A 21,401-nucleotide genomic window follows, 5' to 3' on the forward strand; every position below is an offset into this window, starting at 1 on the left:
CTGCGCTGCCTGAAATCACCCGCTTGACATTTTAAATGATGATCGTCATATAATTCAAACATGATGATCATCATGTAAAACATCTTTCGCCTTTTTCTGTTTTCTTCAGGAGCCTTTCATGTCCACTGCTGCATCCCATTCATCCCGCACCTCTATGCCCTCCCTGGGCACGGCTGTTGTCACCGGCGCATCGTCCGGCATAGGGGCGGTGTATGCCGACCGCCTGGCCCGGCGCGGCTATGACCTGGTGCTGGTGGCCCGCGATGCTGCACGCCTGACGGCACTGGCCGACCGCCTGGCCCGCGAGACCGGCGTGCGCACCGAGGTGCTGCAGGCCGACCTGACCAACCCCGCCGACCGGGCCCGCGTGGAGCAGCGCCTGCAGTCGGACGCCAGCATCACCTTGCTGCTCAACAACGCAGGCATGGCCGTGAGCGGCACGTTCCTCGAGTCCGACATCGATGCGGTGGAACGCATGATTGCGCTCAACGTGGTGGCGCCCACGCGGCTTGCAGCGGCCGTGGCCAAGGGGCTTGCGGCGCGCAAGGCGGGCACGCTGATCAACATCGCATCGGTGCTGGCGCTGGTGCCCGAGATGTTCAGCGGCACCTATAGCGGCACCAAGGCCTATGTGCTCAACCTCTCCAAGTCACTGCAGGCCGAACTGGGCCGCCACGGCGTGCGCGTGCAGGCTGTGCTGCCGGGCGCTACACGCACGGAGATCTGGGACCGCGCGGGCACACCCATCGCCCACCTGCCGCAAGAGATGCTGATGGATGTGGACACCATGGTGGACGCAGCGCTGGCAGGCCTGGACCAGGGTGAAGAGGTGACCATCCCGTCGCTAGAAGCCGTGCATGAATGGACCGCACTGGAAGACGCCCGCCGCGCGCTGGGCCCCTTCCTGTCGCTGCGCGACCCGGCACGCCGCTACCTGGCCGCCGCTGTCGCCTAACCCACAACCCCCCCACCAAACGTCACCCCCGAAAGGCATCGCCATGAAAGCCCTGATCACCGCCTATGCCCGCTCGCCCTTTCACTTTGCGCGCAAGGGCGCGCTGGCCGGCATGCGCCCTGACACCCTGGCTGCGCAGGTGGTCACCGGCCTGCTGCAGCGCACCGGCATTGACCCCGCCACACTCGAAGACGTGATCGCCGGCTGCGCCTACCCCGAGGCGGCGCAGGGCAACAACATCGCGCGCATCGTGTCGCTGCTCGCGGGCCTGCCGCAGGAGCTGGGCGGCATGACGGTCAACCGCTTCTGCGGCTCGTCCATGTCAGCCATCCACATCGCCGCCGCGCAGATCGAGGCGGGCCTGGGCGAGGCATACCTGTGCATCGGCGTCGAGTCGATGACCATGGTGCCGCAGGGCGGCTTCAACTTCTCGCCCCACCCCGCGCTGTACGAACACAGCGACGCCTACATCAGCATGGGCGAGACGGCCGAGAACGTGGCGCAACGCTACGCGGTGACGCGCGCCGACCAGGAGGCGCTGGCCGTGGCATCGCACCGCAAGGCGGCCGCCGCGCGCGATGCAGGCCGCCTGCAGGCCGAGATCGTGCCGATCACGCTGGCATCCGGCGACATGGTGGCGCAGGACGGATGCATCCGTCCCGGCACCACGCCCGAAGCCCTGGCCGCGTTGCGCCCTGCGTTCAGGGACGATGGCGTGGTCACCGCAGGTACCTCTTCGCCACTGACCGACGGCGCCGTGGCCGTGCTGGTCACCACCGAGGCGTATGCCACCCGCCACGGCCTGGCGCCGCTGGCGCGCATCCTGGCGATGGCGACTGCGGGCGTGGACCCCGCCTACATGGGCGTGGGCCCGGTGCCCGCCACGCACAAGGCGCTCGCACGCGCAGGCATTGCGGCGCAGGACCTGGATGTGGTGGAAATCAACGAAGCGTTTGGATCACAGGCCCTGGCCTGCATCCGCGAACTGGGCCTGCGCGAGGACGCGATCAACCTGGACGGTGGCGGCCTGGCCATCGGCCATCCGCTGGGCGCCACAGGTGCGCGCATCACCGGCAAGGCGGCGGCGCTGCTGCTGCGAGAGAAGGGCCGCTATGCGCTGGCAACGCAGTGCATAGGCGGCGGGCAGGGGATTGCGACGGTGCTGGGGGCCGTGTAGCAATCTGCAGTGATCAGTGCTGGTGTCCGTGCGCCCCGTGCACATGCCGGTGTGCAATTTCTTCAGCACTGGCAGCGCGCACTTCGGTGACCTTGCAGCTGAACTTCAGCGCCTGCCCGGCCAGCGGGTGGTTGCCGTCCAGGTGCACTTCGGGGCCCTTGATCTTGACGACGTTGAACAGGGCGGGCTGGCCGTCAGTGCCCATGCCCTGCAGCTGGCCGCCCACCTTCACGCCCGGGGGGAACTCGGTCTTGGGGATGGTGCGCACCAGGCTTTCGTCGCGGGCGCCGAAGGCGTCTTCCACGGCCAGGTCCAGCGCGGTGGTAAAGCCGACGGCCTGGCCTTCGAGGGCGGCTTCGACCTTGGGGAAGATGTTTTCATAGCCACCGTGCAGGTATGACAGGCTGCCCGCGTCCAGCGGCTTGCCCTGCGGTGTAGTGACCTTGTACGTGATGGTGACGGCGGTGTCTTTGGTGATGGTGGTGGCCATGGTGGTATCTGCTTGCGCTAAAAGCGTGCATTGTCCACGAGGCGCCCGGTGGCCGCCGGGCACCTCGGGGGCGGGGCGCGCCGCCCCGGCTTACGCGCCAGCCGCCGCCTCTGCCGGCCGCTCTTCTTCCGCCTGCCCCGGATACCGCGCAAACCGCCGTGCCTCGGTGCCATGCACCGGGTCCTGCTGGGCCCAAGGCCACCCGCCGAACTGGGTGCGGCGGTAGTCGTTCATGGCCTGCATGATCTCCGCCTGCGTGTTCATCACAAACGGGCCGTACTGCGCCACGGGCTCGCCAATGGGGCGGCCCTGCAGCACCAGGCATTCGACGGCGGTGGTACCGGTGTTGGTCAGGGTCCAGTCCTCGGTGGCCCGCACCTGCAGCGCCGCGTGGCGGTCCACGTCTTGCGGGCCGACGCGCAGGCTGTCGCCCACAAAGAAGTACAGCATGCGCTGCGTGGTCTCACCCTTCGCCGCAGGCAGTGTCCATTCAGCACCGGGCTCCAGGTGCAGCGTCCAGATGGCGACGTCGCTTTCGGGCTGGGAGGCCCAGGATTCGGGCGGCGGCGACAGCGGATCGGGCGCGCCGGGCAGCGCACCGGCCACCACTGTCACCGTGGTGGCGCGGCCTGCAGCGTCATGGTGCACCAGGCGCGGGATGCGCTCGTTCCACAGCATGGTGAAGTGCGGCGCCACCATCTTGTTCTTCGCGGGCAGGTTCAACCAGATCTGGAACAGCTCCAGAGGGTTGGGCTCCGTGGCGTGGAGCAGCGGGAACATTTCGGAATGCACGATGCCCTTGCCGGCGGTGACCCACTGCACATCGCCGCCGCCAAAACGCGCGGCCGCGCCCAGCGAGTCGGAATGGTCGATGAGGCCCTTGCGCACCAGCGTCACCGTCTCAAAACCCCGGTGCGGGTGGCCCGGAAAGCCCGGCACGGTGTCGCCGTGGTACATGCTCCAGCCGTCCTTGCCGCTGAAGTCGCTGCCGATCTGGCGGTCTTCAATCGGCACGGCGGGGCCGAACGCTGCGTTGCCTGCGGGGTAGGCATCGTCATGGTGGGCGCAGAAAAGAAACGGGTCGAGCGTGGGCCACTGCGGACCGAGCAGCTGGGCGCGCACGATAGGCACCAGAGCGGTGGTTGCTGCAGCAGGTGTGGACGACGACATACGGGGGCTCCTCATGTTGTGCACCGCCACGATCGGGCGGTATGCCTGTGGAATATGGAGCCTATGGTGCCTGAGCAGAAGTGCTGTGGGTGGAACAGTGCGATGCGGCGGGCAGGACAGTGGGGGCTTTGCACCGCGCGCTCTTACAGAACACCCAGGGATGACCTGCATAACTCCCTGCGGTCTGTGATGGCACGGCCTCGGGCGGGTTGTGCAGGACATCCCTAGCCAAGTCCGGCCCTGGCGCTTGTCCACCAAGCACCGATTGCTATCAGTTTCGACGGCTGGTCAAGCCTTCACCTCCACCACCTGCTCGAAGCCGCCGAAGATCATGCGTTTGCCATCAAAGGGCATGGGAGGGTTGCCGGGTTGGGACGGGTCCATGCGCGGGTCTTCCATCATCTTCTTCATGCCCGCGTCGCGCGTGGCTTTGTCGGGCCACTCGACCCACGAAAAGGCCACAGTCTCCTCGGCCGTCGCCTGGACCGCGCGGCGGAAATCGGTGACTTTGCCGTCGGGGACGTCGTCGCCCCAACCTTCGATCACACGGATCGCGCCCAGCTCGATGAACATCGCGTCGAAATGGCGCGCGTGCTCAATGAACTTCTGCTTGTTGGCGGTGGGGACCGCGATCACGAAACCATCGATGTAGGACATAGCTTGACTCCTGTGAGGTTGACCAAGGGATACGCCCGCCTGTGGGCGCCACGTATTCGTTCGGCGGACGCGGACCGGGGCCCGCCCCCATCACTTGCGCCGGTACGTTGCCTGCATCATCTGCGACCAGCTGCCATCCGGCTGCAGCCCGAACGATGTCAAGGTGCGTTCGTTTGCGCTCACCAGCGTGATCACGTCGCGGTAGCGGGCGGTCTTGCCGTCGTCCTTGAAGCTCGGGCCTTCGGTCTCCAGGGTCAGCACCTTCTGGTCGGCATCGAGCGTGCCTTCGTACACGAACATGTGGGTCATCATCGAGCCCACCCAGGTGCCGCGAAACACGCTCTTCTCGGGGTCGTAGCCTAGCGTCATCAGCATGTGGGCTTCGCCCCCGCCGGGCATGGTGCCCGTGCCTTCGCACAGCACCCACAGGTCGCCCAGGGCGCGCACATGCTCTGAGCCGGTGGATTGCTCTTGAGCGGGCGCGCCGGACTCGCCGGGTGGAGCGTCGCAGTTGGCGTCGCTGGTCCAGTCGCCAATCAGCTGCTGCAGCCAGCGGTGCATGGCGTGGGGTTCGGCATTCATCATTTCGGTCTCCTTGGTGGTTGGGGTTTGGCAATTCAGTCAGCTTGGGGGTCGATCCCGTCAATCACGGTCTGGCGCCCCGAGCGGAAAGTAGTGGCGGTAGGGGCGGCCGCCCTCCACGACTTGCGCAAATGAGGGTCGCGCCAGCAGTCGCGCGCGGTAGGCGCGCAGCAGGGGGTAGCTGGCGGCAATGGGGTGCGTCCAATCGGCATAGAACAGCGCGGGCGCCGCTGCGCAGTCGGCCATCGTGAAGCCGTCGCCCGCAGCCCAGGTGCGGCGGGCCCATTCGCCTTCCAGCCATGCATAGGCCTTCTCCAGCTTGTCAGCGGCCCAGGCCACGCCGTCAACGCGCTTGGCGGGGTCGCCAGTCAACGCAGCGTTCACCGCGTGCTGGACGGGCGCCATCACGTGCAGGTCAAAGAACCGGTCCATGAAGCGCACCTGCAACGCCGCTGCAGGGTCGACCGGTATCAGCTGCACAGGCCCCGGGTGGGCCATCTGCAGGTGCTCGATCACGATGCTGCTTTCCACCACCGTGTGATCGCCATCCACCAGAAGCGGGAACTTTGCCAACGGCCAGCGGCGCAGCCATTCGGGCGCATGGTTGCCCGGCGCAGCGGGGTCGAGATTGCGCAATTCAAAGGGAGTCCCGTTTTCATACAGCGCAGTCAGCACCTTCTGGGTGTACGACGAGAAAGGGTGTCCATAGAGGGCGAGCATGGCCGTACCTGTGTTGGGGCTCTGGTGCGCTTCGCTCATTCGGGCGCCACCACCATCCACGGCACGCCGAAGCGGTCGGCCACCATGCCGAAGGCCTGCGAGAAGAAGGTCTTGGCCAGCGGCATCTGCACCTGGCCACCGTCGGCCAGCGCATTGAACAGGCGCTGGGCCTCCGCTTCGCTCGCGGGGCTCAGCGCCAGCGAGATGCCCTGGAAGCGGGCCTTGCCGGACCCCATGCCGTCCGATGCCATCAGCGTCGTCTCGCCCACGGTGAATTCGGCGTGCATGACCATCTCGGGCGTGGGGCCTGGGCCGCTGCCGTCGGCGCAACCCTGTCCTGCAGCGGGCTCGGGGTTGTCCTTGTAGCGCATGAGGGTGCCGACCTTGGCGCCCAGGGCGCTGCGGTAGAAGTCCAGCGCTTCTTCGCAACGGCCTTCAAACATCAGGTAGGACTCGACTTTCATGGGGTCTCCTTGCAAACCAGGCCGTTCATCGCATGAAGGCCTGGGAGGGTCATAAAAAAGAAAGTGTCCACCTCATTGTGAACACCGTCCACAAACAATAGCAAAGATAATGGACAGTGTCCACATCCAAGTCCGCCATGCCCGTAACCAATCGCAACGCCCCCGCCGCTAGCACTGCCAAGACTGCCAGCGCAGGCCCCGCCCCGCGCGCCACCTACCGCCATGGCGACCTGCGGCGCGCGCTGCTGGACGCCGGTGTCGAGCTGGCCCGACAGGGTGGCCCCGACGCTGTGGTGCTGCGCGAGGCCACACGCCGCGCGGGGGTGGCGCCCAACGCGGCCTATCGCCACTTTGCCAACCGCGACGATTTGCTGGCCGCCGTGCGCGCCGCCGCCGTGGCCGCTGCCGCGCACTTCATGGAGGCCGAACTGGCCCAGGTACCCACCACCGGCACCCGCACCGAACAGGCCCACGCCAAGGTGCGCGCCGTGGGCGCAGGCTACATGCGGTTTGCGCATGCCGAAACGGGCCTGTTCCGCACCGCGTTCGGAGGCCGCTTCACCGTGCAGACCCATCCCGACCCGGCCATGGGCGGCGCCACGGGCCTCAATCCTTTTCAGCACCTGAGCGCCGCGCTGGATGACCTGGTCACCGCTGGCGCCCTGCCAGCCGAGCGCCGCCCCGGCGCGGAGTACCTGGCATGGTCCACCGTGCACGGTATGGCGCTCCTCAGCATTGACGGGCCGCTGCGCGGCACGCCGCAGCCCCTGCTGGACGGGCTGGGGCAGCGGCTGCTGGACATGGTGGAGCGGGGGATATAAGAGCGGCTCACAAAACTCAGCGCAGCGGCCCTGGCTAGGCGTTCCGTCGCAGGCAGTACAAGCGGTACGACAAGACGGAACAACGACGCCAGGGGAGTTTTGTGAGCCGCTCTAAACCCGCGCCGGATGGCAGGTGCAATGCCCACGTCGCCACAGGCCCGCCAAGTGCGCCCCCTGCACAGCCTGGCGCCACGCCCACTGCGCGTACACCGTCGTGCGGGTGCCAAAAAACCCGCTCAGCAACACGCTGGGGGTGTGGTTCACCACTTCATGCCACCAGCGCGCGGGCACATAGAGCACGTCCCCGGGCTCCAGGTCCACCACCCAGGCGTCGCCTGCAACAACACCTCGGTCCACCACGGCATCAGCATTCAGTGAAGCCAGGGCCGCCCAGCGGTCATGCTTGGCGGCAACGGCACCCAGCCGCTCCACCGCCCCGGGGCGCAGCAGATAAAAGCGCTTGCGCCCCACCAATTGCACGGCAAGGTTGTCGAGGTAGTCGTGGTGCAAGCCCGTTCTGGCCCCTGCGGGGCCGATCCAGGTCTGGGCATCGTGCAGTGCCCCGGGCGGAAACAGCTCTTGCGGACGCACATCGGCGCGCAGCGTGGGAAAGGCACCCAGAAGATTGAACTCCTTGAGGTACAGCGGCGCTTCGCTGGCGGTGGCGGGGCCTTGCAGGGACTGGAGATAAGCGCCCAGAGTGGAAGGCTGGAACACGGTGGCGCCCAGCTCGCGGTTTCCCTGCACCAGCCGCACGGGCAGGTCGGGGGCCAGCGCCCCCAGGCGCTCCCAGGTCCACTGCGCCACTGCGGGCCAATGGGCCGCGCGCTGGCGCAACACACAGGGCTCGCGGCGGCCGACGGCCTCGGCCACGGAAACTGCCTGCGCGCCCAGCGGCTCCCACGCGCTTTCATGGTCTGCCATCACAGCACCCTGGCCATGCAGCGTTGCATCCCCCGCAACCAGGGCAGCGGCACATGGCGCCACAGCGGCGCCAGGGACGACAACGGGATGCGCCCCCGCACCACCACCCCGTAGTCCAGCGACGCGGCATGCGGAAAGTAGTCTGGCTTGCAGGCCACGATGGTCTTGAAGCCCTTTTGCCAGTAGTAGCGCAGCTGCGGGTCTCGCGGCATGCCCCGGCGGGTGGCGTAGACGTACGACTCCACCGGGGCATGGGTCTCGCTCCTGCGCCAGCGGGCCAGGCCCGGCACGGGCGAGCCCAGGTAAATCTGGCGCCAGCCAGCCTTCAGCGCACGCGGCCAGAAGAACGCAAAGATCGCCTCCACCCCTTGCGGGCTGACGCTGCTCAGACTGATGCCAAACAGGTCACGGCTGGGCTGTGCCCCGTCCTGGCTTCCAACCTCCGCGCAATCGGCCCAGGTGCGGGCGCTTTGCAACTGTGCCGCTGAAATGGGCTTGAGGAACAGCGAGGCCAGCGCCTCGCCCGTGCGCGGGCAGAACGCCCCCATGCACAGCTGCGGGTGGGCCGCGATGCGTTGCGCCATGGCCTGCGCGCTGGCGGCCTGGTCGTCGCTCCACTTCCGGTGCTCCAGCACCAGCAGGCGGGGAATGTCGCGAGCCTGCAGCGGGCGCACTTCGATGCGGGTCTTCTCTGCTTTTCGGCCCGCGTGCGGCGCAGGCACCAGGCGGTGCAGCGGCAGCCCGTAGCCCAGCCACCCCACCGCCATGCGGGCCAGGCCCATGCCCTGCCGCAGCACAAACTCCGCCGCAGACCGGGCACCACCACCCCAGGTCAACCGGCCCTGCGCGCGATCGGTCTGAAAGAAGTCCCAGGTGTGGCGCGCCACATCGCCCAGCAATATCAGGGACGCCAGCACATACAGCCCCAAACGGCGCCCATAGCCCACCTGGCCCACCTCATTGAGAAGGCGCAGCGCCACGCCATGGTGCGCCACCTCTTCTTCGCAGTGCCAGCGCCACAGGCTGGACTGGCGGCACGCGTTGTGAACCAGCCAGCCCTCGCCGCGCAGTGCCTGGCGCGAGATCAGCGCTGTCAGGTATTCCAGCGCCGCCGCCAGGGCCAGGCGCTCCTTCCAGGCCAGGGCCTGCTCCAGGCCCTGCACGGCGCGCTCGATGCGTGCCTCCAGGGCCACGGCGTTGTAGCCCTGGGCCGCCAACTGCGTGTTGTACAAGCGGTGCGCGCGCTGGTGGGCGCGCTCCTCGCGCACGAACTGGGCCACCTCTTCCTGCAAAGGTGCCCCTTCGGGCAGGCGCGTGGCAGCGTCTTCCATCGCCCGGATCACAAACTGCTCCCCCGAGGGCAGCAGCAGCGAAAACGCATTGAACAAATACGAACGAAAGGGGGTCTGGTTCCAGAACCGCTCGGACGCCCCCGACACCACCATCACTGTTTGCATCACCGCAGGCCATTGTTAAAGCCTGTCGAAGGTAGTGGGGGTACGTGTCGCGCATGTGACACCTCCAACACCACCCAACCGGCAGGGCGGCTGCAGTGGCAGGGCACGGTCTGCATTGAAGTGCCTGCTCAGTTTCAGAAGATTTTTAGGCCCTAGCGCTTATCTACATTGCGCAAACAGCTACAATTTTAATAGCAATTCCCTACAACCCAGATCACGGCAATCCATACAGGCGCGCCGTGGCCACCACCCGCTCCATGAGCGCGCGGCGCAACGCCACAGGCCGCAGCACCTCCACCTGCGGAGACAGCCGCATGAGTTGCCCGCAGGCGTGTTCCACCGACTCAATGAGAATGGTGACGGCCACGCGCCCGTCCTTGCGGCGGGGCGGCGGGGCCGCAGCCACCGCGCGGGCCACGGCGCTGCTGAGCGCGCGCAGGCCCTTGAGCCCGGCCGGTGTGGCCAGCAACGCCGCCTCGCCGGTGTAGATCCCTGCTTCAAAACGCTGGATCGACTGCGCCCAATAACTGGCCAGGTCAAACCGCGCCGGGCGGCGCACGGGTGTGGCCAGCGCCGTGGCAGCCCGGATGTTCGACACGCGGTAGGTGCGCGGTCCGCCTTCTGTCGTACCCGCAGGCCCTGCCACCAGGTACCAGACACCCGCCTTGAGCACCAGCCCCAGCGGGCTCACCGTACGCTCCACCGTGTCGGCCCAGCTCTCGTAGCGCATCGCGATCTGGTGACCGCTCCACACCGCAGCGGCCACGGTGGGCAGGTGGGGCGTGGGGTCGCTCTCGCGGTACCAGTCCACCGGGTCCAGGTGCAGGCGGGTGCTCACGCGCTGGGCGTCTTCGCGCCACGAAGCGGGCAGCGACGACAAAAGCTTCAGCCGCGCCCCCTCCACATCGCCGCCCAGCCCCAGGTCCTGCGCGGGGCCGGGCAGGCCGCTCAAGAACACGGCCTGCGCCTCGGAAGGCGTGAGCCCGGTGAGCGTGGTCTTCCAGCCTGGCAGCAGCGCAAAGCCACCGTTGCGCCCGCGCTCGGCATAGATGGGCACACCGGCCGCACTGAGCTGGTCCACATCGCGGTAGAGCGTGCGCACGGAGACCTCCAGTGCCTCGGCCAGCGCCTGCGCACTCATGCGGCCCTGGGTTTCGAGCAGCATCTGAAGGGACAACAAGCGGCTGGCGCGCATGGGCAGGCAGGTTGTGCGGGGTAACGGGGGGGTACTAGGGTGAAGGCGAAAGATAGCGCAAATACCTGCCATGGGTTGGCAGGTATTGCGGCGCAGACTCCGATCATGAGCTTGTCTTCCCCCCGCAAACCCGGAGCCCGCATGCCCACCGCCGACCACCACCCCATCGTCGAACTGCGCCAATACACCCTGCACCCAGGGCAGCGCGACGCACTGATCGACCTCTTCGACCGCGAGTTCGTAGAAACACAGGAGGCCCATGGCATGCGCGTGCTGGGCCAGTTCCGCGACCTCGATCAGCCCGACCTGTTTGTCTGGCTGCGCGGCTTTGCCGACATGGACGTACGCCGCCGCGCGCTCGAAGCCTTCTACGACGGCCCCGTGTGGGCGGCGCACCGCGCTGCCGCCAACGCCACCATGATCGACTCTGACAACGTGCTGCTGCTACGCCCCGCGTGGCCCGGGGCGGCGTCCACGTTGCCGCAACACGCCCGGCCCGCGCCGGGCGCCACAGGCACTGCGGCGGGTGTGCTGGACGCCACCGTGTTCTATCTGCACGAGCCCGCCACCCCGGCCTTGCTGGACTATTGCCGCCACCGCATGGCTCCCACGCTGCAGCGCGGCGGTGCGCGCCAGGTGGCGTGGTACAGCACCGAAGCCAGCCCCAACACCTTTCCCCGCCTGCCGGTGCGCGCGGGCGAGCATGTGCTGCTGGGGCTGGCGCTGTTTGGCGATGCAGCGGCGCTGCAGTCCTTTACCAACAGCGGCGCCTGGGCGCGGGACGTAGCCCCGGGCCTTGCCCACTGGCTGGCCCGGGCGCCCGAGGCGCACCGGCTGCAGCCCACGGCGCGCTCGGCGTTGCACGCCTGATCGCAAAGGAGAAGAGCCCATGTCCACACCCGCCTCCCTGCTGCTGTACGGCGCCGCAGGTTCCGGCCACTCGTACAAGGTTCGGTCGCTGCTTTTACTGACTGCCACCCCGCACCGCTACCAGCCCATTGCGCTGGATACGCCCCGGGCCGAGCGCCCCGCGGACTTTGTGGCAGCCAGCCACTTCGGTGAAGTGCCGGTCCTCGTCGATGGCGGCACCGCCTATTGCCAATCCAATGCCATCCTGCTCCATCTGGCGCAGCGCACCCGCGCCTTCTGCGGCGCTGCGGCGGAAGGGAGCGCCATCCTGGAATGGCTTTTCTGGGAGACGAACCGCATTGGCTTCAGCGTGCCCAACCTGCGCTTTGCAATGCGCTGGGCGCCACAGCCTGGCGAGGTTCTGACCTACCTGCGCGCACGCGCCATCGCAGACTTGGCCACGCTGAACGAAACACTCGCAAGCTCGGAGTTCCTGGTGCCCTCCGGCCCCACCATCGCAGACCTCGCCTGCTCTGCGTATCTCTTCTGGCTGCCCGAGGCGGGCCTGGCCAAAGAGGACTTCCCCCATGTGTCGCGCTGGCTGGACTCCCTGCGCGCGTTGCCCGGCTGGGTTCATCCCAACGATGCCATGGCGTCGCCCTGATCGTCGTTCTGATCCTTCTCCCCTCACGCAACCCCATCACCCCATCACCGAACACCATGCAAGACAACACCACAACCCCGGCCACCGGCCACCACGCCGCCGGCGACTTCGACTTCCTCATGGGCTCCTGGCACATCCGCAACACGCGCCTGATGCACCGGCTTCAGGGCTGCAACGACTGGGAGGTGTTCGACGCCACCGGCACCGCGCGGCCGCTGCCCGGCGGCATCGGCAACTACGACGACTTCATCCCCGCCACCTGGAAGCCCGGCTTTGTGGGCATGGCGCTGCGCGTGTTCAGCCCTGAGGCACAGCGCTGGAGCATCTACTGGCTGGACAACACCACCGGCGGCGTGGACGCGGCCACCGGGCTGCTGCATCCGCCCGTGGTGGGCGGGTTTCGCGATAGCGTGGGCATCTTCGAAGGCCAGGAGAACTTCGAGGGCCGCCCCGTGCGCGTGCGCTTTGAGTGGTCGCAGATGCACACCGGCACACCGCGCTGGCAGCAGGCTTTTTCGGACGACGGTGGGGCCACCTGGGAAGTCAACTGGGTGATGGAGTTTGCGCGGCCGGTGTGAGGCCCTGCACACCATTGCAGGGGTGGGCGGCTGGCAGGGCATCCGCCATTCCATCCAACCGCACCATCGCCACCGATTGAGAGCAAAAATAGCCTCCAGCGCTTATCCCATCAGCACTAACAGCTATTAAATCAGGAGTTCCTATCCAGCAGACAGCGCCTGGGCCTCCTCACGCTCCTGCACCGGAAAATCCGTGGACGCCGCTACGGCCCGCCACTGCGCGGTCTCTTGCGCCACGAAGGCATGCGTGTCGGCAATGGTCTGCAGCGTGTCGGTGCCCAGTGGCAGGCGCAGCGGCGGCGTGGGGCTGGCCACCAGCTTCATCACGGCCTGGGCCAGGCGCACGGGGTCGCCGGGCTGGTTCAGGTTGATGCGGCGCGCAGCCTCGCGCACGGCGCCCGCGCTGGCGGCGTAGTCGTCCAGCACACGGGGCGCCACGGCCAGCGAGGCACCATCAAGGAACTCGGTGCGGAAGTACCCGGGCTGCACCGCCGTGGCATGGATGCCCAGCGGGGCCAGTTCGGCATGCAGCGCCTCGGTCAGGCCTTCCACCGCGAACTTGGCGGCGCAGTACACGCCAAAACCGGCACTGGAGCGCACGCCACCCAGCGACGAGATGTTGATCACGTGCCCTGCGCGGCGCGCGCGCATGGCGGGCAGCACGGCCCGGGTCACATGCAGCAGGCCGAACACGTTGGTGTCGAACAGTCGCAGCACTTCGTCGGCGGTGGATTCCTCCACCGCGCCCAGCAGGCCGTAGCCCGCGTTGTTGACCAGCACGTCGATGCGGCCAAAGCGCTCCAGCGCGGCGCCCACTGCGTGGCGTGCCTGGGCTTCGTCGGTCACGTCGAGCGCCACCGGCAACAGTGCGTCGCTGGGGCCCAGGCGCCTTTCAATCGACGCGGCATCGCGGGCCGTGGCGACCACGGCGTCGCCCTGGGCGAGCGCAGCCTCGGCAATGCGGGCGCCAATGCCGCGCGAGGCGCCGGTAATCATCCAGACGCGGGGGAAGGAGGAAGGGAGAGCAGTCGAAGCCGTCATGGCGGAAGTCCTTGAAAGGGATTGAAAGCGGGGTTCTGGCAAACGCAGCACGCTGAGATGCAAAGGCGCGGCCATGGAGGTGAACTGTAGGCAGACCATTGCCATCGCACTAGCCCATAATTGCTGACTTCATTCACAAGTGAAACTTGTCAATACCTCGGAACGGACACCATGGCCATCAATGAACTGCGTGCCATTGCCACGTTTGCCAAAGCCGCCGAACTGGGCAGCCTGCGGCAGGCGGCCTCGGCCCAGGGCATCACCCCGCAGGCTGCCAGCCTGGCGCTGGGGCAGCTCGAATCGCACCTGGGCGTGCGGCTGTTCCACCGCACCACGCGCAGCCTGAGCCTGACCGAGGAGGGGCGCCAGTTTCTGGAGGCCGCGCTGCCGGGCCTCGCGACCCTGCAGCGGGCGGTACACGGCGCGCGGCGCGGGCGCGAGGAGATTGCGGGGCCGCTGCGCATCGTGGCACCACGCTCCATCATGCTGGAGGTGGTCTGGCCCGTGCTCGACGTGTTCTGCCGCCGCCACCCGCTGGTGGAGCCCGATGTGCAGCTGGACGACCGCATCGGTAACTGGGTGGAGGACCGGGTGGACGTGGGTTTCCGCTCGGGCTACCCGCCCGAGGGCGGCGTGATTGCGCGGCGCCTGATTGCGCTGCAGCTGGTGGTGTGCGCCACGCCGGACTACCTGGCCCGCCATGGCACACCCACCCGCATCGAAGACCTGGCGCAGCACCGCTGCAGCGGGTTTCGCCACCCCACCACCGGCAAGCCCATGCCGTGGGAGTTTCAGGTGGGCGATGACATCGTGGCCCATGCCATACCGCCTGCGTTCTGCGTCAACGACATCGAGCTGGAAGCGCGCGCGGTGCTGGGCGGCCACGCCATCGGCCAGCTTGTCGGCGTGACGGCGGCGCCACTGGTGCGCAGCGGGCAACTGGTGCCCGTGCTGACCGAATTCGTGCCCCAGCACCTGGGCCTGTACGTGTACTACGGCAGCCGGGCAGCGCAGCCGGCCCGCGCGCGCGCCTTCATCGATCTGGCGGTGGAGATGCTGGCCGACAACCCGGCGTTCGGGCTGAGCGTGCAGGAGCTGCGGGCCCAGGCCCCAAAGCCCCGGCGACGCAAAGCTTCGGCCACCTGAACGGGCTCCGGCCGCCGATGGCTGCCGTGTGCGCCCGCCGCGTCGGCGCACAACGTCTTCGCCCGGGAAAGGGGCGATTGCGGGTCATATCGCAAACAGTCCGTTGCGGAGAAGGGTATTTATCGGTGTGGTCGCACGCCCTACAGTGACTTGACTGCCCGAGAGGGCGGAAGCAACGCACCGGATTCACCCATGACCACCTTCTCTGCCACGGTCCAGACACACATCAAGGCCTCCCCGGCACTGGCGTTCCAGCACATCGCGCCCATTGACCCGCGCGCCCTGTTCACCGGCTACGGGCCTTTGCCCGCAGTGATCGGCACGCGCGACCAGACGGGCGCCTGGGACACGCCGGGGCAGACGCGCATCGTGGCGCTGTCCGATGGCAGCGTGGCCGAAGAACGGCTCAAGCACTACCACCCGGCGCAGTACTTCAGCTACACCGTCAGCGGCTTCACGGGTGCGATGCGCTGGCTGGCCACCGGCGCCAACGGGGCCTGGTGGTTTGACCCGCAGGCGGGTGGCACGCAGACCACGGTGCGCTGGCGCCACGCGTTTCATCCCCGCTCCAAATGGGCCGCGCCGGTGCTCTGGCTGCTGGCCAACGTGCTGTGGCGCGGCTACATGCGCAAGGCGCTGCGGCTGGCCAAGATGCAGATCGAGACCCCACTGCGTGCGCCCGGAGGCCCAGCGATTTCAGCCTGAGGCGGCCCCCATCCGACCCGACGACTGCCCACCACGGCTCAGTTGCTTTTGGCTTCGAAGAATGGCGTGCCCTGAATGGCCGACGGGCTGACGGTAAACGTTCTCAGGGGCTCCAGGGGCGGGGTCTCGCCTGGTTTCGGCGCAGGGCGCGGGGCGCCAGGATTCAGCGCGGGGGCTATGCAACCCGTACGCACTGTTTGCACCACTTCAGGGTCCAGCGCCCGGCGTTTGCCCAGGCGGCTGCCTGACAGAAACAGCATGTCTCCTTTCAGCTCGGCCCGCTGGCTCATCAGCGGCAAGGCCTGCAGCGGATCAAACCCCACACGCACTGAATTGGCACCGTCCAGCCGGTACTGCACCACCTTCACGACCGCTGGCTTTCCCGGGGCTTCCTCCACCACGTCGCCCAGGTAAAAGTAGCGCACGGCCTCTGCAGGCAGTGGGGGCAGCGGGTAGTTTTCAGACCAGCTGCTGTGGTCCGGGCCAAACAGCGGGCGCAGCGTGGCCGGGGCCTTGTCATCAGCCGACACCGCAAACACCGGCGCGCGGGCACTGGACAGCGTGGGGCCGTGGAAGTCGAACTCCACCATGGCGCCCAGCGCTGCCACCTTGCGGGCGTAGGCCGGGAACAAGGTCTGGTCCTGCCGCACCTGCTGCAGCCGGACTCCGCTGCCTTCCGCCTTCCAGCGGCCCGCCATCAGCATGTCCAGCACCCCGCCCGTCACCGCAAAACAAAAGGTGTTGTCGTCCAGCAGCGCCAGTTGCGTGATGGTGTCCACGGAACGCCCCCGGTATTCGCCCACATAGCCCGACTCGGCGGGCGTGGCGGCGTGCAGGGAGACGCTGACCATCAGCGCGGTCAACGCTGCTGCAGGGGCGCAGGCATTGCGCAAAGTGCGGAGGGTGAGGTTCACAAAAGGGTCCCAGGTGGAAGGGTGGGCCACTATATCGCCCTGGGCGCAACCCGCGCGCGCAACGCCACCCACCAGCACAAAGTCCCCAAAGTCCCGCGAGCCCAGAGCTACCTTGGCTCAGGCAGCAAACCCGCCATCGATGAGCAGGCTGGCCCCGGTCACCATGCCCGACTCCGGCCCCGCCAGATAGGCCACCATGCCCGCGATCTCGTCGGGGTGGGCATGGCGGCCGAGCGCCATCATGCCGTGCATGTTGCTGGCCAGGGGGCCGTCGGCGGGGTTCATGTCGGTGTTGACCGGGCCGGGTTGCACGTTGTTCACCGTGATGCCACGCGGCCCCAGGTCGCGCGCCAGGCCTTTGGTGAGGCCCACGATGGCGGCCTTGCTCATGCCATAGACGCTGAAGCCTGCCCATGGCACACGGTCGGAATTGGTGCTGCCGATGGTGATGACGCGGCCATAGGCACCGCCCTGGCCCATGTGGCGCACGGCAGCCTGCGTGGCCACAAACACCGCGCGCACGTTCACGTTGAGCGTGTGGTCGAAATCGGCGAGGGCAAAGCTGTCGATCTCGCCCGCCACTGCCACGCCGGCGTTGTTGACGAGGATGTCGAGGCGGCCCAGCGTGCGCGCGGCCGTGTCGATGGCTTGCGTGAGGGCGGCGGCGTCTGCACTGTCGGCACGCAGCGCCAGGGCCTTGCCGCCGGCCGCTTCAATAGCCGCCACCAGCGCCTGCGCGGGAGCTTCGGAGCTGCTGTAGGTGAAGGCCACGGCCGCTCCGTCGCGCGCCAGGCGCTGGACGATGGCGGCGCCGATGCCACGCGCGCCGCCGGTGACAAAGGCCACCTTGCCCGCCAGCAGGCGTGACGCGCTGGCAGGCAGCGTGGTGGGGGCGGATGTATCGGGCACAGAAGACATGGTGTTTTTCCTAAAAAAATCAGATGGTTGAAAAGGTTCTTCACGGAACCAGGAACACCTGCAGTTTCAGAAAAACATTGCTTTGCGGGTAGCCAGGAATGGGCTGGATCTATTTCAACCTGCAGTTGAAAATGCAAACCATGCAACCCCTGAGCCACCTCGAATCGTTCGTCAAATCCGCCGAGTGCGGCAGCTTCTCGGCCGCCGCGCGGCTCATGGGCCTGACGCCTGCCGCCGTGAGCAAGAACGTGGCGCGTCTGGAGGCAGGCCTGGGCGTGCGGCTGTTCCAGCGCAGCACGCGGCGCATCACGCTCACCGAAGGCGGGCAGCGCCTGCTGGCGCAGATCAGCCCGCCGCTGACCGCGCTGGCCGATGCGGTGGACCACGCGGCCGAGGCCGAGCAGCAGCCTGCGGGCACGCTCAAGGTGAGCATGGGCCTGGCGTTTGGCCGTGCCTACATCGTGCCGCTGCTCACCGAGTTTTTGCAGCGCTACCCGGCCATCCAGCCCGACTGGCGCTTTGAGAACCGCCAGGTGGATCTGATCGGCGAGGGTTTTGATGCCGGCATTGGCGGTGGCCTGAATCTGAACCCCGACATGGTGGCGCGCACGCTGGGGCCGATCCACCTGGTGGTGGTGGCCGCCCCCGCGCTGCTGCAGGGCCGCAAGGCGCCGCGCCACCCGGCAGACCTGGCGCAGTGGGACGGCATTGCGCGCCGCGCCATCCGCACGGGGCGCGTGCCAGTGACCACGCTGCGCAACAAGGCGGGCGACGCTGCAGCGGCAGTGTTCCGCCCCCGCATCGTGTTCGACGACCCCGAGGCCATGTGCCAGGCCGCGCTGATGGGCCTGGGCCTGGCCGTGCTGCCCATGCCGTTTGCGCAGCCCTGGCTGGCGCGCGGCGACCTGGTGCGGGTGCTGCCGGGCTGGTGGGCGGATGCAGGGCCGACATCGCTGTACTACCCCAGCAAAAAGCTGCTGCCAGCGCGCACGCGGGTGTTTGTGGATTTTGTGGTGGAGCAGTTCGCGCTGCGCGGGTTTGCGCAGCGGGTGCGGGGCGATTGAGCGCAAGCCCCTGCGCGAGACTGACCTGCGCAACCTGCACCACCCTCGGCCTAGCCCTGGTGGGAGAGGGCGGGGAGAGGGAGAACAAGCGCGGCGCCCCCGAAGCCCCGTCTCCCCCACCCCCTCCCGCGAGGGGAAACGGAGTTAACCCCGGCGCTGCGGCGATGGAAGGCGGCCGTGCCCAGCGGGCGTCATGGCTGCTTGCCCACAAACGCCACGGTGAGCCCCTTGGCCGTCACCGTGATGGGCCCGGGCTGCAATCCCAGGCCGTCGAACATGGCGGTGTCCTGCGGGCGCAGCTGGTGCAAGGTGACTTCGCGCAGGGATTGTTCGGCCAGCACGGGAGCATAGGCGTTGATCAGTTCGGTGACGGCCGGTTTGAGCGTGGGGAAATCCAGCCGCCCCAGCCGGATCTGGTGGGCGCGCAGCGTGCGGTCACTGGCTTCATAGCGCAACGCAAACTCCACATCGAACGTGCCCGCGTGGCTGCGCCGCAGCGCAGCGCCCGCCGCGTCCACCGCCATGACGGCGCCCAGGCGATTGACCTCAGGCAGCAGGCGCAGGCGCGGGGGCTGCAGGGTGAGATCGAACAGGCCTTGCACCGGCACACTGCGCGGGAACTTCGTGGCCACCATCTCCTGCAGCTGCGCGAGCGGCACGGTGTAGCTGGGCTGGGCCCACGCGGCACGCCCTGCCAGCAGCAAAGCGGCGCCGCCCAGGGCCAGGCCGCTGCCGGTGGTTCTCAGAAATCGTCTGCGGTGCAGCATGAGGCTATCTCCTTGATAGGCCTGTGTGACACGCACGAGATGAAAAGGTGCCCCATTTGTGGGCCATGGCTGTGTATCCGTTCGCACAGCCCTGCAAGCCGTTCCCAGCCATGGGTTGGAACCCAAAATGACCGCTGGCGCTTATCCAACAAACGCTGACCTCTCTCCATGGAGATGCGATTGCTTATCGCCCCACCACCGACCAGCCTGCCTTCTGGTTGCCCTTGTCGTTCTCATACTCCCACGCCGTGCCGCAGCGGTCGCACACATAGCGGGTGATGGTGACGGAGCCCGTCTCGCGGTCTTCCTTGCGGTTGCCGCGCTGCACCAGCTCGGCGTGGCCCGGCGCCTTGCGCCAGTTGCGCTGGATGCCCTGGCAGGGCTCGCACAGCGCCATGGGTTTGAGTTCGTTCTGTCGGGCCAGGTCTTTGGTCATGGGGTGTCAGCCGTCGTGGGCCGGTGTGGGTGGGTTTGTCTGCTGCGGGGCGGCTACTGTAAGGCACCTGCGGGTGCAAAGACACAGCATGATGGCTGAATTACAAGCAAAATCAGCCTCTAGCGCTTGATAGACAAGCGTAACCAGCTATCAAATCAGGAGTTGCCTTAGCCCATCACCAGCGCCTTGGCCATGCGCGCGTTGTGCAGCACCACGCCCGCACGCTCCACCTGCTGGCGCGCTTCCACCGCGAAGCCCTGGGCGGCAAAAAAAGGCTCGGCCGTCAGGCTCACATGGGCGTTCAAGCGGGTGATCCCGCGCTGCGCCGCCTGCGCGTGGAGGTGTGCCATCAGCGCCCGGGCCACGCCCTGGCCTGCAAACGCCGGGGCCACAAAAAACATGTCGATGGTGCCGCTGGCGTGCAGATCGGCAAACCCAGCTATCGCCCCGCCGTCAATGGTTTGCGCGATGAAGGGCTGGTTGGCCCGCATGCGCTCGGCCCACTGCACAGCGTCGTGGTGCAGCGGCGCCCAGGCGGCCAGCTGTTCGCCGGTGTAGTCCTTGCAAGCCAAGCCATGCACCGAGGCATGAAAAACGGCGCGCAACGCGGGTTCGTCGCCAGGGCAGAAGTTGCGGATGCGGAAGGAAGGCATGGCGAGCGAACTGCAGAGAAAAAGGGGCGCGATGGTGCCACAGCGCAGCGCAGTGGGGAAATCTCAGCCCGCCGCCATGCGCAGCCTGCGCGCTGCATCTTCGTCGCGCGCGTCGTCGATCTCGCGCAGCACGGCCTGCATGTCCACATCGGCATGCGTGGGCGCATAGATGCCGGTGAGCGGCGTCTCGTTGCTCAGCAGGCCGCTCTGGTACAGGCTCCAGATCTCGGGGCCGTATTGGGTGGCGCGCAGCTCGGGGGCAAACTGGCCGAAGAAGTCGCGCAGGTTGGCCACATCGCGCAGCAGCATGCGCTGGGCGTGGTTGTTGCCCGCAGCGTCCACGGCCTGGGGCAGGTCGATGATGACGGGGCCATCGTGGCCGGCTTCTCCACCTTCTGCGCCCGGCAGGTGGGCCAGCAGGATGTTGAACTCCGACAAGTCACCATGCACCACGCCCACACACAGCATGCGCACCACCTCGGCCACCAGCGTGGCGTGGTGGGTGTGCGCGTCTTCGGGCGTAAAGCTCACATCGTTCAGGCGCGGGGCGGCGTCACCGTGGGCGTCGGTCACCAGCTCCATGAGCAGCACGCCGTCGTGAAAGTTGTAGGGCTGCGGCACGCGCACGCCGGCAGCGGCCAGGCGGTAGAGCGCATCGACCTCGGCGCTTTGCCAGGCGGCCTCTTGCTCTTGCCGGCCAAACTTGCTGCCCTTGGCCATGGCGCGGGCCGAGCGTGAGTTCTTGACCTTGCGGTTTTCGGTGTAGTCCACCGCCTGCCGAAAGCTGCGGTTGTTGGCCTCTTTGTAGATCTTGGCGCAGCGCGTTTCATCACCACAGCGCACCACATAGACCATGGCCTCCTTGCCGCTCATGAGCTGCCGGACCACGGTGTCGATCAGGCCTTCCTCAATGAGGGACTGCAGGCGGGGGGGAGCTTTCATCGGGTCAGTGCGGTAGAGGGGGAATGGTCCATTGTCGTTGCAAGGCCACAAGAGCACGGCGTGCCCAGGGCCTTGAACGACAATCCGACGGCTTTTCAGTGTGACGACAGGC

At 67.5% G+C, this 21,401-nt stretch carries 25 protein-coding genes; 9 read left to right on the forward strand and 16 right to left on the reverse strand.

All coding sequences use genetic code 11. The features are described 5' to 3' along the window. The first annotated feature begins 118 nt into the window (after positions 1–118). Positions 119–955, forward strand: coding sequence for an SDR family NAD(P)-dependent oxidoreductase (locus ACSQ22_RS20695; RefSeq protein ID WP_436131414.1), 837 nt, complete (start codon positions 119–121; stop codon positions 953–955). Positions 956–998: 43 nt separating this feature from the next. Beyond that, positions 999–2,132 carry a thiolase family protein gene (locus ACSQ22_RS20700; protein WP_436131415.1) on the forward strand — a complete coding sequence of 378 codons (1,134 nt, stop codon included), beginning with the start codon at positions 999–1,001 and terminating at the stop codon, positions 2,130–2,132. 13 nt (positions 2,133–2,145) lie between these two features. On the opposite strand, the gene ACSQ22_RS20705 is transcribed toward ACSQ22_RS20700, so the two are convergent. The 6 genes from ACSQ22_RS20705 to ACSQ22_RS20730 form a co-directional block, all read right to left on the reverse strand. Further along, positions 2,146–2,622, reverse strand: coding sequence for an FKBP-type peptidyl-prolyl cis-trans isomerase (locus ACSQ22_RS20705; protein ID WP_055397684.1), 477 nt, complete (start codon positions 2,620–2,622; stop codon positions 2,146–2,148). Positions 2,623–2,712: 90 nt separating this feature from the next. Beyond that, positions 2,713–3,792 carry a pirin family protein gene (locus ACSQ22_RS20710; protein WP_436131416.1) on the reverse strand — a complete coding sequence of 360 codons (1,080 nt, stop codon included), beginning with the start codon at positions 3,790–3,792 and terminating at the stop codon, positions 2,713–2,715. 288 nt (positions 3,793–4,080) lie between these two features. Beyond that, the gene (locus ACSQ22_RS20715; RefSeq protein ID WP_055397674.1) at positions 4,081–4,449 is read right to left on the reverse strand and encodes a DUF1428 domain-containing protein; all 369 of its coding nucleotides are present in this window, start codon (positions 4,447–4,449) and stop codon (positions 4,081–4,083) included. Positions 4,450–4,539: 90 nt separating this feature from the next. Continuing rightward, positions 4,540–5,034 (reverse strand): DUF1579 domain-containing protein, encoded by a 495-nt coding sequence (locus ACSQ22_RS20720; RefSeq protein ID WP_228897238.1) that lies wholly within the window; start codon positions 5,032–5,034, stop codon positions 4,540–4,542. Positions 5,035–5,091: 57 nt separating this feature from the next. After that, a complete protein-coding gene (locus ACSQ22_RS20725) occupies positions 5,092–5,751 on the reverse strand; it encodes a glutathione S-transferase family protein (protein WP_436131417.1) in 660 nt (219 codons plus the stop codon). A gap of 35 nt (positions 5,752–5,786) precedes the next feature. Beyond that, on the reverse strand, positions 5,787–6,215 hold the full coding sequence (locus ACSQ22_RS20730; RefSeq protein WP_436131418.1) for a VOC family protein: 429 nt from the start codon (positions 6,213–6,215) through the stop codon (positions 5,787–5,789). A gap of 137 nt (positions 6,216–6,352) precedes the next feature. On the opposite strand from ACSQ22_RS20730, the gene ACSQ22_RS20735 reads away from it, so the two are divergent. Beyond that, positions 6,353–7,036 (forward strand): TetR/AcrR family transcriptional regulator, encoded by a 684-nt coding sequence (locus ACSQ22_RS20735; RefSeq protein ID WP_121421539.1) that lies wholly within the window; start codon positions 6,353–6,355, stop codon positions 7,034–7,036. Between the two features lie 111 nt (positions 7,037–7,147). Here ACSQ22_RS20735 and ACSQ22_RS20740 read toward each other — a convergent pair whose 3' ends face one another. The 3 genes from ACSQ22_RS20740 to ACSQ22_RS20750 all read right to left on the reverse strand — a co-directional run bounded on the left by ACSQ22_RS20740 (position 7,148) and on the right by ACSQ22_RS20750 (position 10,612). Then, complete coding sequence (locus ACSQ22_RS20740; RefSeq protein WP_436131419.1) at positions 7,148–7,960, reverse strand: cupin-like domain-containing protein; 813 nt, start codon at positions 7,958–7,960, stop codon at positions 7,148–7,150. Continuing rightward, the gene (locus ACSQ22_RS20745) at positions 7,960–9,417 is read right to left on the reverse strand and encodes a metal-dependent hydrolase (protein WP_436131420.1); all 1,458 of its coding nucleotides are present in this window, start codon (positions 9,415–9,417) and stop codon (positions 7,960–7,962) included. Before ACSQ22_RS20745 ends, ACSQ22_RS20740 begins: the two co-directional genes overlap by 1 nt. A gap of 214 nt (positions 9,418–9,631) precedes the next feature. After that, positions 9,632–10,612, reverse strand: a complete 981-nt coding sequence (locus tag ACSQ22_RS20750) for a helix-turn-helix transcriptional regulator (protein WP_436131421.1) — start codon at positions 10,610–10,612, stop codon at positions 9,632–9,634. Positions 10,613–10,717: 105 nt separating this feature from the next. Between ACSQ22_RS20750 and ACSQ22_RS20755 the strand changes: the two genes are divergently transcribed. From ACSQ22_RS20755 to ACSQ22_RS20765, 3 genes are read left to right on the forward strand one after another with little or no spacing between them, the layout of a single operon-like run. Continuing rightward, entirely contained in the window at positions 10,718–11,482 is a 765-nt protein-coding gene (locus ACSQ22_RS20755; protein ID WP_436131422.1) for an NIPSNAP family protein, read from the forward strand. Between the two features lie 19 nt (positions 11,483–11,501). After that, on the forward strand, positions 11,502–12,125 hold the full coding sequence (locus ACSQ22_RS20760) for a glutathione S-transferase family protein (protein WP_436131423.1): 624 nt from the start codon (positions 11,502–11,504) through the stop codon (positions 12,123–12,125). Between the two features lie 56 nt (positions 12,126–12,181). Next, the gene (locus ACSQ22_RS20765; RefSeq protein WP_436131424.1) at positions 12,182–12,703 is read left to right on the forward strand and encodes a hypothetical protein; all 522 of its coding nucleotides are present in this window, start codon (positions 12,182–12,184) and stop codon (positions 12,701–12,703) included. A 141-nt stretch (positions 12,704–12,844) separates the two neighbouring features. Here the strand turns inward: ACSQ22_RS20765 and ACSQ22_RS20770 are convergent, their stop codons facing one another. Beyond that, entirely contained in the window at positions 12,845–13,744 is a 900-nt protein-coding gene (locus ACSQ22_RS20770; RefSeq protein ID WP_436131425.1) for an oxidoreductase, read from the reverse strand. Positions 13,745–13,915: 171 nt separating this feature from the next. Between ACSQ22_RS20770 and ACSQ22_RS20775 the strand changes: the two genes are divergently transcribed. Beyond that, the gene (locus ACSQ22_RS20775) at positions 13,916–14,890 is read left to right on the forward strand and encodes a LysR family transcriptional regulator (protein WP_431151176.1); all 975 of its coding nucleotides are present in this window, start codon (positions 13,916–13,918) and stop codon (positions 14,888–14,890) included. 192 nt (positions 14,891–15,082) lie between these two features. Next, the gene (locus ACSQ22_RS20780; RefSeq protein ID WP_431151177.1) at positions 15,083–15,595 is read left to right on the forward strand and encodes an SRPBCC family protein; all 513 of its coding nucleotides are present in this window, start codon (positions 15,083–15,085) and stop codon (positions 15,593–15,595) included. A gap of 38 nt (positions 15,596–15,633) precedes the next feature. On the opposite strand, the gene ACSQ22_RS20785 is transcribed toward ACSQ22_RS20780, so the two are convergent. Continuing rightward, positions 15,634–16,509, reverse strand: coding sequence for a hypothetical protein (locus ACSQ22_RS20785; protein WP_431151178.1), 876 nt, complete (start codon positions 16,507–16,509; stop codon positions 15,634–15,636). A gap of 117 nt (positions 16,510–16,626) precedes the next feature. Beyond that, complete coding sequence (locus tag ACSQ22_RS20790; RefSeq protein WP_431151179.1) at positions 16,627–17,427, reverse strand: SDR family oxidoreductase; 801 nt, start codon at positions 17,425–17,427, stop codon at positions 16,627–16,629. Positions 17,428–17,567: 140 nt separating this feature from the next. Between ACSQ22_RS20790 and ACSQ22_RS20795 the strand changes: the two genes are divergently transcribed. After that, a complete protein-coding gene (locus ACSQ22_RS20795; RefSeq protein WP_431153146.1) occupies positions 17,568–18,491 on the forward strand; it encodes a LysR family transcriptional regulator in 924 nt (307 codons plus the stop codon). Between the two features lie 191 nt (positions 18,492–18,682). Here ACSQ22_RS20795 and ACSQ22_RS20800 read toward each other — a convergent pair whose 3' ends face one another. From ACSQ22_RS20800 to ACSQ22_RS20815, 4 genes are all read right to left on the reverse strand, one after another. Next, positions 18,683–19,258 carry a hypothetical protein gene (locus ACSQ22_RS20800; RefSeq protein ID WP_055401110.1) on the reverse strand — a complete coding sequence of 192 codons (576 nt, stop codon included), beginning with the start codon at positions 19,256–19,258 and terminating at the stop codon, positions 18,683–18,685. Positions 19,259–19,442: 184 nt separating this feature from the next. Beyond that, positions 19,443–19,694 (reverse strand): hypothetical protein, encoded by a 252-nt coding sequence (locus tag ACSQ22_RS20805; protein ID WP_055401112.1) that lies wholly within the window; start codon positions 19,692–19,694, stop codon positions 19,443–19,445. Positions 19,695–19,861: 167 nt separating this feature from the next. Further along, complete coding sequence (locus ACSQ22_RS20810) at positions 19,862–20,347, reverse strand: GNAT family N-acetyltransferase (RefSeq protein WP_436131426.1); 486 nt, start codon at positions 20,345–20,347, stop codon at positions 19,862–19,864. Between the two features lie 63 nt (positions 20,348–20,410). Beyond that, entirely contained in the window at positions 20,411–21,289 is an 879-nt protein-coding gene (locus ACSQ22_RS20815; RefSeq protein ID WP_436131427.1) for a PA4780 family RIO1-like protein kinase, read from the reverse strand. Positions 21,290–21,401: the final 112 nt, after the last annotated feature.

This window comes from Acidovorax sp. LjRoot38, assembly GCF_964252975.1.
Taxonomy (GTDB): Bacteria; Pseudomonadota; Gammaproteobacteria; order Burkholderiales; family Burkholderiaceae_C; genus Acidovorax; species Acidovorax facilis.

Coding starts and splice junctions, on each gene's coding strand:
- ACSQ22_RS20735 (WP_121421539.1), top strand. CDS start 6,353: ATGCCCGTAACCAATCGCAACGCCCCCGCCGCTAGCACTGCCAAGACT.
- ACSQ22_RS20740 (WP_436131419.1), bottom strand. CDS start 7,960: ATGGCAGACCATGAAAGCGCGTGGGAGCCGCTGGGCGCGCAGGCAGTT.
- ACSQ22_RS20700 (WP_436131415.1), top strand. CDS start 999: ATGAAAGCCCTGATCACCGCCTATGCCCGCTCGCCCTTTCACTTTGCG.
- ACSQ22_RS20710 (WP_436131416.1), bottom strand. CDS start 3,792: ATGTCGTCGTCCACACCTGCTGCAGCAACCACCGCTCTGGTGCCTATC.
- ACSQ22_RS20695 (WP_436131414.1), top strand. CDS start 119: ATGTCCACTGCTGCATCCCATTCATCCCGCACCTCTATGCCCTCCCTG.
- ACSQ22_RS20760 (WP_436131423.1), top strand. CDS start 11,502: ATGTCCACACCCGCCTCCCTGCTGCTGTACGGCGCCGCAGGTTCCGGC.
- ACSQ22_RS20795 (WP_431153146.1), top strand. CDS start 17,568: ATGCAACCCCTGAGCCACCTCGAATCGTTCGTCAAATCCGCCGAGTGC.
- ACSQ22_RS20725 (WP_436131417.1), bottom strand. CDS start 5,751: ATGCTCGCCCTCTATGGACACCCTTTCTCGTCGTACACCCAGAAGGTG.
- ACSQ22_RS20800 (WP_055401110.1), bottom strand. CDS start 19,258: ATGCTGCACCGCAGACGATTTCTGAGAACCACCGGCAGCGGCCTGGCC.
- ACSQ22_RS20805 (WP_055401112.1), bottom strand. CDS start 19,694: ATGACCAAAGACCTGGCCCGACAGAACGAACTCAAACCCATGGCGCTG.
- ACSQ22_RS20705 (WP_055397684.1), bottom strand. CDS start 2,622: ATGGCCACCACCATCACCAAAGACACCGCCGTCACCATCACGTACAAG.
- ACSQ22_RS20750 (WP_436131421.1), bottom strand. CDS start 10,612: ATGCGCGCCAGCCGCTTGTTGTCCCTTCAGATGCTGCTCGAAACCCAG.
- ACSQ22_RS20780 (WP_431151177.1), top strand. CDS start 15,083: ATGACCACCTTCTCTGCCACGGTCCAGACACACATCAAGGCCTCCCCG.
- ACSQ22_RS20775 (WP_431151176.1), top strand. CDS start 13,916: ATGGCCATCAATGAACTGCGTGCCATTGCCACGTTTGCCAAAGCCGCC.
- ACSQ22_RS20765 (WP_436131424.1), top strand. CDS start 12,182: ATGCAAGACAACACCACAACCCCGGCCACCGGCCACCACGCCGCCGGC.
- ACSQ22_RS20770 (WP_436131425.1), bottom strand. CDS start 13,744: ATGACGGCTTCGACTGCTCTCCCTTCCTCCTTCCCCCGCGTCTGGATG.
- ACSQ22_RS20810 (WP_436131426.1), bottom strand. CDS start 20,347: ATGCCTTCCTTCCGCATCCGCAACTTCTGCCCTGGCGACGAACCCGCG.
- ACSQ22_RS20790 (WP_431151179.1), bottom strand. CDS start 17,427: ATGTCTTCTGTGCCCGATACATCCGCCCCCACCACGCTGCCTGCCAGC.
- ACSQ22_RS20755 (WP_436131422.1), top strand. CDS start 10,718: ATGAGCTTGTCTTCCCCCCGCAAACCCGGAGCCCGCATGCCCACCGCC.
- ACSQ22_RS20715 (WP_055397674.1), bottom strand. CDS start 4,449: ATGTCCTACATCGATGGTTTCGTGATCGCGGTCCCCACCGCCAACAAG.
- ACSQ22_RS20745 (WP_436131420.1), bottom strand. CDS start 9,417: ATGCAAACAGTGATGGTGGTGTCGGGGGCGTCCGAGCGGTTCTGGAAC.
- ACSQ22_RS20815 (WP_436131427.1), bottom strand. CDS start 21,289: ATGAAAGCTCCCCCCCGCCTGCAGTCCCTCATTGAGGAAGGCCTGATC.
- ACSQ22_RS20730 (WP_436131418.1), bottom strand. CDS start 6,215: ATGAAAGTCGAGTCCTACCTGATGTTTGAAGGCCGTTGCGAAGAAGCG.
- ACSQ22_RS20720 (WP_228897238.1), bottom strand. CDS start 5,034: ATGATGAATGCCGAACCCCACGCCATGCACCGCTGGCTGCAGCAGCTG.